Consider the following 7,524-nt stretch of genomic DNA (forward strand, 5'->3'; position numbering starts at 1 on the left):
TATTTCTACAATTATGCACGTATTAGTTGTGATTTTTGTTGCAGGATCTTGACACCAGCGACATCCACTAATTTAGTCAATTGCGAAAACAACAAATTAACAGGTCTTTGGCTGGCAACAATTAGTTCGATATTAACATTATCGCCATCCATTGTTTGATCCATATTCATTGAACATATCTGAAATCCACGATGCCGCGTTACTCGTAAGATACGCTCTAATATTTCAGGGCAGAAACGAGCCTGGATTGCAAGTTGATGCTGCATCATAATGATTTCTCCAACATAGTTTCATTGCTTGCACCGGGAGGGACCAACGGCCAAACGTTCTCTAATTCTTCAATGGATACCTGCAGTAAATATGGCCCTTTACTGTTGAACAATGCATCCAGAGCTTCATCAATCTGTGATTTCTCTGTGATATGTTGCCCCGGAATATCAAACGCTTTCGCTAATGCGACAAAATCAGGGTTATCTGTTAATGTTGTTTCGCTATATCGTTTATCAAAAAACAGTTCTTGCCACTGTCTCACCATTCCCAGTCGCTGATTATCCAACAGTAAAATTTTTACTGGTAACTGCTTGCGTTTGATCGTCCCCAACTCCTGAACATTCATCATGAAAGAACCATCACCGGATACGCAGATCACCATATCTTCTGGTCGAGCAATCTGGGCACCTATCGCAGCAGGGATACCCAACCCCATCGCTCCTAACCCACTGGATGTAATGAAATTTTCAGGTCCGTCAAAAGTCATATGCTGAGCGGCCCACATCTGATGCTGTCCAACATCAGTGGTAACAACCGTGTTTAACGCTTTGCGATCTGAAACCTGCTTTAGTAACAAAGGTGCGTAGATGCTCTCGCTCTGATGGTCATAACACGAAGAATATTCAACTTTCATGCGCTGAACGTCTTGTTGCCAAGACATAATTGATAATGGCTGCTGTAAACGAGGTAATAACGCCTTCAAATCTCCGAGTAACGATACATGAGTCTGACGTAATTTATCTAACTCTGCCGGGTCAATATCCAAATGAATAACTTTTGCATTCGGTGCAAAAGTGTTGAGTTTGCCAGTCACGCGATCATCAAAACGAGCACCTGCGGCAATCAGTAAATCACATGACTGAACCGCCAAGTTTGCTGCTTTCGTACCATGCATTCCAAGCATTCCCAGATAATATGGATGTTCTGCATCAGCAGCGCCCAAACCTTTCAATGTGGAAACAACCGGCATACCCGTTTCTGCGACAAAATCACGCAGAACAGAAACGGCCTGTGACATACCTACTCCACCACCAACATACAGTACTGGTTTTACCGCAGCGGCAATTATCTTCCTGGCCTGTTCTAATTCACTTTTTGGACAGAGTATCTCTTGCTCAACAGGAACTAAATATGGTGTCAAACTCCCCTCTTTCAGTTGAATATTTTTAGGAATATCAATCAAAACCGGGCCAGGTCGACCACTGGTTGCAATAGAAAAAGCGTTCGCCATAATTTGAGGCAGATTTTCCAGAGAATCCACTAAGAAACTATGTTTGGTGCAAGCAAGGGAAAGACCTAGAACATCGACTTCCTGAAAGGCATCTGTTCCAATAAATTCAGAACTCACCTGGCCAGTGATAGCCACAATAGGAACAGAATCTAACAGCGCATCAGCTAATCCAGTGATTAAATTTGTTGCTCCCGGTCCCGATGTAGCGATACAAACTCCCGGTTTACCACTAGCTCTCGCATAGCCGATAGCGGCCATAACGGCCCCCTGTTCATGTCGGCAAAGCAAATGTTCCACGCCACCATCGTACAAAGCATCATAAACCGGCATAATCGCGCCACCAGGATAGCCAAAAACCTTATCAACTCCCTGCGTTTGTAATGCCTTTACAACCCACTGTGCCCCATTCATTTTTCATATCCCCTGTGTTTACTCTGTGAGACAAAATTTTGTTCTGTTGTATGTTTTTGCCTCTGCTTGATTTCCACCTGCCGAAAAAAAACCCCCGCGCCTTTCGGTGCGGGGGTCTTCGAGAGATCTGGCTGTTCGTCTAAGCCTGTCTTCGTCCAAGTGCAGCCCCGCACGGTGGGATAATAATCACCACCACGCTGACGATAACTAGGCTAATCACTTGGACGAATGCGTTCATAATTCTGATCGTTTAACTCGTTTGTTTTACGTATATTTAAGAGTTACCATGTTCTTCATAACTAAACAACTTTTATTTTATTTTTTTACTTCATATTAAAAAATATCCTTTGTTTTCAACATAATAATTAAACCCCGAATTATTTACCCAAAAAAAATCATCCTTAAGTGATAAAAACCAACTAATTTTAGATAAGAACGAAATAATCCATAAGAAATAAATCAGAGAATCAAATTATTAAACTGTTATCAGATCAATATCTGATTATTAATCACCTGAGTAACAAAAATTTATAATTATTAATAAAATCGAATTACATAAAACACCAATTTTATTTACCGAAATAATATATTAACTAAAAGTTTAAATATGCTATTTCACTAAAAAATCAGTCTCAGAGCGCTATTTAAAACTTATAAGAAGAATATAAAAACAATAAACATCATGATTAACACCACAAATTAATAAATAGATTAAAATCAATATCTTAATAAAAAATCACAAATCATTTTATGAAGAAGAACTTTAGAACCACTTCGCAAAATATTTCTCAGAGCCATCTCGCAAAAAAATAACAGGACACTATTTATTATCTAATTTCAGGCCATCATATACGCTTTATTATGAAGGAGAATAGAATGGCCCTCTCTGTTATTTATACCAGAGCGACTATTGGTATTCAGGCACCCATTGTTACTGTTGAAGCACATATTAGTAATGGTTTACCTGGATTAACTCTGGTCGGCTTGCCTGAAACAGCTGTCAAAGAAGCCAGAGATCGTGTCAGAAGCGCGTTGATCAACAGCGGATTTACTTATCCAGCGAAAAGAATCACAGTCAATCTTGCACCAGCAGATCTGCCCAAAGAAGGTGGTCGTTATGATTTGCCAATCGCTATCGCTATTCTGGCAGCTTCAGAACAGATACCAGCCAATAAACTGAATCATTACGAATTTCTTGGTGAACTCGCTCTATCAGGAAGTTTGCGGAAAGTCACTGGCGCAATTCCAGCGGCACTCAGCTCAAGAGAAGAAGGAAGGCAACTTATTTTATCGATAGAAAATGAAGCTGAGCTGGCAATCTTATCTCAGAATGAGACCTTAATGGCAAAACACCTCTTACACATCTGCCACTTTCTTCAGGGAGAAAAACAACTACTGACAGCACCGGTCCGACATGAATTCTCAACAGAACAATCACAACCAGATCTACAGGATATTATTGGTCAAGAACAAGCAAAACGCACACTAGAAGTCGCAGCAGCAGGTGGACATAATCTTCTACTACTTGGCCCACCGGGGACAGGAAAAACAATGCTAGCAAGCCGCCTGTGTAGTTTATTGCCGCCATTAACAAACAAAGAAGCCCTTGAGGTTGCCGCTATCAATAGCTTAATGGACACCTACCTTCCACCTGAACAATGGCATATACGCCCATTCAGAGCGCCTCATCACAGCTCTTCAATGGCAGCACTAGTTGGCGGGGGTGGACTTCCTAAACCCGGTGAAATTTCGCTTGCTCACAATGGGGTGCTGTTTCTAGATGAACTACCAGAATTTGAACGCAGAGTCCTTGATGCTCTCCGGGAACCATTGGAATCAGGGGAAATCATCATATCCCGAGCTAGAGCAAAAGTTTGTTTTCCTGCACAGGTTCAATTGATAGCAGCAATGAATCCCAGTCCTACAGGCTACCATCAAGGAATTCACAATCGGAGTAATCCTCAGCAAATCCTTCGATACCTGGCAAAACTATCCGGACCTTTTTTAGATCGTTTTGATCTCTCAATTGAGGTTCCTTTATTACCCATTGGCACATTGAGTAGCCCAGTGAGATTAAGCGAAAGCAGCAAAGATGTAAAATTAAGAGTACTGACAGCACGGGAAATACAACTGAAACGTTGTGGTAAAATTAATGCACGCCTGAACAGTAAAGAAACAGAATCATTTTGTAAACTCAAACCCAATGATGCGGTATTTCTAGAAGAAACACTCGTAAAACTTGGGCTTTCAATTCGAGCATGGCACCGAATTCTCAAAACATCCCGGACACTTGCTGACTTAGAAGAAAAAAAAGAGATAGAAAAACCGCATATCATGGAAGCCTTAAGCTACCGTAGTATGGACAGACTATTAATACAGTTACAAAAGCAATCAAGTTAAAAATAAAAAAGGGGCAAAGCCCCCTGTATTTATAACTTGTGATGATATTAATCATCAGTGTCGGTATAGTCATCAGAAGAATCAACCTGAGGCTTACCACCTGAAAGAGTATGAAAACGCTTTGGACGACTAATCCTTGTAAGATACTTAGTCCAAACCTTTTCTTCCATTGTCACAGGCTGACGTTCACCCCGGCAAACAGCAACAAACAGTTTTTCTATTTCTGTTTGAGGCTCGCGTTTACCGAGATCTAACTCATTAAACGCATAGCCATGGCGCTCTAGCAATTGCGCCTCTTTAATGGTGAAATCGCCATGACGGGAAAACCCGCGAGGATAATGTTTGTTATCAAAAAAACGATTAGTCGTGATGAAGCTTTCAGCCATCTGACACACTCCTAATTCTAGTACTGTTACTATCATGCCAATTATGGCGCGGAGTATTAGATAGGCCCGGCATTCTGTAAAACAAAAAATTTAAATCTTAACGATAAAAATTATTGGAGATATACGTGGACACTGAATTACTGAAAACCTTTCTGGAGGTCAGTAAAACTCGTCACTTTGGCCGTGCAGCCGAATCACTGTACTTGACACAGTCAGCAGTCAGCTTTCGCATACGCCAATTAGAAAATCAATTAGGTGCTAATCTTTTTACTCGTCATCGTAATAACATCCGCCTTACAGCTGCTGGCGAGCGACTTGTTCCCTATGCAGAATCACTGATGAATACCTGGCAGTTGGCTAAAAAAGAGATAACACATGCATCTCAGCATACTGAATTAACAATTGGCGCTACTGCATCACTATGGGAAGCTTATTTAACACCCTGGCTACAGGATTTCTATAAAAAACATCAGGGACTAAGATTGGAATCCCGGGTTTCTACACGGCAATCCCTTATTAAACAACTTCATTCACGTGAATTAGATCTTTTAATAACCACTGAACCACCTAAAATGGATGAATTCCAGAGCCTGTTGTTAGGGAATATTCGCCTGAAATTATTAACGACGGAAGAAAATCTGAAATACCAAGTTAAAAATTACATCAAACTAGAATGGGGAGCTGATTTCCATCATCAGGAGCAACAGATTTTAAAAAGTGAGCAGTTACCTATCATCACAACCACTTCAGCACATATAGCCCGTCAACTACTCGATAGTGTAAGAGGGGCCGCCTTCTTACCACTACACTGGCAAAATGAGTATTCAGAACTTGTTTCTTACCCAAATACTGAGCTGATTGAACGCCCATTATACGCTATATGGTTACAAAAAAATGATCAGCAAGCCTTCATTCAGCAGCTATTAAAAATAGCTGTCATAAATACCTCAATAAGAGGTTAAGGAACATTTTATGCAAAATAAATCCACTTTTATTCGATGAACAAATATGTATTTGCTCTATTCTTACTGTTCTTGATTTAGTACCCACCTTATTTTCAGATCAATCAACAAAGGCGAGGAAGGCACATGATAAGACAACAATATGCTCTAGAGTTCAAACGCAAAGCTGTCGCTCGGTTACTCGAAAGAAGCGAATCCGTGCCCACATGGCGCAAGAAACCGATATCAAAGAGAATACAACTCTACAACTGGAGAACCGTCGTGCCTTAAAACCAAAATAGTCAAGCTGGAAAGTAAATAACATTATCCTGAAAAAAGGACTGCGTTCTTTACACAGGAAAGCCTCTGAAAAATGTCATAGTTTCTCAATTATCAGCTCTCCATTTAGTTAATCAGATCTAACTGTTACTCAAGGACAGCATGCAGGGGTTATCCGAGTGATATAGTTGCTTGCCTTGTCAGCTCAATAGCAGAATGAAGTGATTAACCAGCGGATAATTCAGCTTCAGGGGACCTACAGTATCCGATGTTTGCAAAGTGATTTGTACAATTGAGCCGCATTTTCATGGTAAAGTCCGTATCAGTAGGCTAATGAAGCTGACCGAGTTGAAAACCACTAATCAGCCACGATATAAAATGATGACTAACAGTCAACATCATTATACGGTAACACCCAATATCGCCTGGATAACAGAATAGAGGTAAACCGGCGTCAGATGTAGGAAAGAGTCATTATCCATTCAGATAATAAGAAATTACGTTATGAATCTAGATTTTCTGCGTTATGTGATGTCAATCCACATACTGTGCCTCGAGTAAACCCAATTGCCGCAAGCTTAATAGCGAGTGGGAGATCGTACAGCAAACAAATAGCGTATTTCGTATCATAGCCATTATAATCCTCACAGACTTGAAGTAATAAGTATACAGAGGACTTTTATCTCCAAGCCCCCACTTGAGCAAAGTAACGATAGAGTACATTTTGTGTCAGAGAGATGTTGAGTCATTCATTGAGGGTATGAGTCATGATCTCAAGGCTCCAACGAGAGCGAAGATAACCTAACTCCTGAAGGGATTGCTAATAGGTTATAAAGAGGCGTGAGAGGCGTGAGATCCCAGACAGCCGGTAAACTTTTGGCTCCTTCGAGTCCATATAATTTAAACCACTCAACCCAACGATTGATGGAAAAGCGTGCGGCACGAAGAGTTTTGGCGACATAAGTCACCGTTAATCCCTCATTGAGCATCAATAACTCCGTTAATCAACGGGAATAGTTCTTATCACGGGTTTTATGGATAAGTTTTCTCATTTTCTGGCATTCATCTTAAGGTATAGGTGCTATGATTGGCATAACTCAGTCCGTGTTAGGGTTTGTGATTTTTTGCGATTGATCAGATCGCAAAAATCGGACTGAATTCCCTTCTAGAGATCTACAATTTTGAAAATTTATTTAGCACACATAAGAAAAAACCCAGCTAAATAGCTGGGTTATCAATATCAGGAACTACTTTCGTTATTACTTAGTTTGTAATTGGCAGGGGCGGAGAGACTCGAACTCCCAACACCCGGTTTTGGAGACCGGTGCTCTACCAATTGAACTACGCCCCTAAATTAGGTGGCGGTGCGGACGGGACTCGAACCCGCGACCCCCGGCGTGACAGGCCGGTATTCTAACCAACTGAACTACCGCACCACCGAATTCCTTGTGTCCTATGTCGCTACAACATAAAACTTTAATTTAAAGCCTGGCAGTGTCCTACTCTCGCATGGGGAGACCCCACACTACCATCGGCGCTACGGCGTTTCACTGCTGAGTTCGGCATGGGGTCAGGTGGGACCACCGCGCTATCGCCGCCAGGCATA

The 7,524-nt window shown here is 41.3% G+C and carries 6 protein-coding genes, 2 tRNA genes, 1 rRNA gene and 1 pseudogene; 2 read left to right on the forward strand and 8 right to left on the reverse strand.

The window, feature by feature from the left end:
• Nucleotides 1–11 precede the first annotated feature (11 nt).
• The 3 genes from ilvM to ilvL form a co-directional block, all read right to left on the reverse strand.
• Nucleotides 12–269 (reverse strand): acetolactate synthase 2 small subunit, encoded by a 258-nt coding sequence (gene ilvM / locus EAE89_RS07630; protein WP_054478877.1) that lies wholly within the window; start codon nucleotides 267–269, stop codon nucleotides 12–14.
• A complete protein-coding gene (ilvG, locus tag EAE89_RS07635; RefSeq protein ID WP_054478876.1) occupies nucleotides 266–1,912 on the reverse strand; it encodes an acetolactate synthase 2 catalytic subunit in 1,647 nt (548 codons plus the stop codon). The genes ilvM and ilvG overlap by 4 nt, the downstream gene beginning before the upstream one ends.
• A 139-nt stretch (nucleotides 1,913–2,051) precedes the next feature.
• Nucleotides 2,052–2,150: an ilv operon leader peptide gene (gene ilvL / locus EAE89_RS07640; RefSeq protein ID WP_072161874.1), complete on the reverse strand. Its 99-nt coding sequence runs from the start codon at nucleotides 2,148–2,150 to the stop codon at nucleotides 2,052–2,054.
• A gap of 638 nt (nucleotides 2,151–2,788) precedes the next feature.
• Between ilvL and EAE89_RS07645 the strand changes: the two genes are divergently transcribed.
• Nucleotides 2,789–4,312 carry a YifB family Mg chelatase-like AAA ATPase gene (locus EAE89_RS07645; protein WP_149616813.1) on the forward strand — a complete coding sequence of 508 codons (1,524 nt, stop codon included), beginning with the start codon at nucleotides 2,789–2,791 and terminating at the stop codon, nucleotides 4,310–4,312.
• Nucleotides 4,313–4,359: 47 nt separating this feature from the next.
• Here the strand turns inward: EAE89_RS07645 and EAE89_RS07650 are convergent, their stop codons facing one another.
• Nucleotides 4,360–4,698, reverse strand: a complete 339-nt coding sequence (locus tag EAE89_RS07650; RefSeq protein WP_054478872.1) for a MaoP family protein — start codon at nucleotides 4,696–4,698, stop codon at nucleotides 4,360–4,362.
• Nucleotides 4,699–4,823: 125 nt separating this feature from the next.
• Here EAE89_RS07650 and hdfR point away from each other — a divergent pair, with 125 nt between their 5' ends.
• A complete protein-coding gene (gene hdfR / locus EAE89_RS07655) occupies nucleotides 4,824–5,660 on the forward strand; it encodes an HTH-type transcriptional regulator HdfR (protein ID WP_054478870.1) in 837 nt (278 codons plus the stop codon).
• A gap of 940 nt (nucleotides 5,661–6,600) precedes the next feature.
• On the opposite strand, the pseudogene EAE89_RS07660 reads toward hdfR, so the two are convergent.
• From EAE89_RS07660 to rrf, 4 genes and pseudogenes are all read right to left on the reverse strand, one after another.
• Nucleotides 6,601–6,970, reverse strand: a pseudogene (locus EAE89_RS07660) (IS630 family transposase); the annotation flags it as partial.
• Nucleotides 6,971–7,193: 223 nt separating this feature from the next.
• Nucleotides 7,194–7,269, reverse strand: a tRNA-Trp gene (locus tag EAE89_RS07665).
• 8 nt (nucleotides 7,270–7,277) lie between these two features.
• Nucleotides 7,278–7,354: transfer RNA gene (locus tag EAE89_RS07670), tRNA-Asp, on the reverse strand.
• Nucleotides 7,355–7,404: 50 nt separating this feature from the next.
• Nucleotides 7,405–7,520: ribosomal RNA gene (gene rrf, locus EAE89_RS07675) — 5S ribosomal RNA — on the reverse strand.
• Nucleotides 7,521–7,524: the final 4 nt, after the last annotated feature.

The organism is Photorhabdus heterorhabditis (assembly GCF_018448905.1).
Lineage (GTDB): Bacteria > Pseudomonadota > Gammaproteobacteria > Enterobacterales > Enterobacteriaceae > Photorhabdus > Photorhabdus heterorhabditis.

Coding starts and splice junctions, on each gene's coding strand:
- EAE89_RS07650 (WP_054478872.1), bottom strand. CDS start 4,698: ATGGCTGAAAGCTTCATCACGACTAATCGTTTTTTTGATAACAAACAT.
- ilvG (WP_054478876.1), bottom strand. CDS start 1,912: ATGAATGGGGCACAGTGGGTTGTAAAGGCATTACAAACGCAGGGAGTT.
- ilvL (WP_072161874.1), bottom strand. CDS start 2,150: ATGAACGCATTCGTCCAAGTGATTAGCCTAGTTATCGTCAGCGTGGTG.
- ilvM (WP_054478877.1), bottom strand. CDS start 269: ATGATGCAGCATCAACTTGCAATCCAGGCTCGTTTCTGCCCTGAAATA.
- EAE89_RS07645 (WP_149616813.1), top strand. CDS start 2,789: ATGGCCCTCTCTGTTATTTATACCAGAGCGACTATTGGTATTCAGGCA.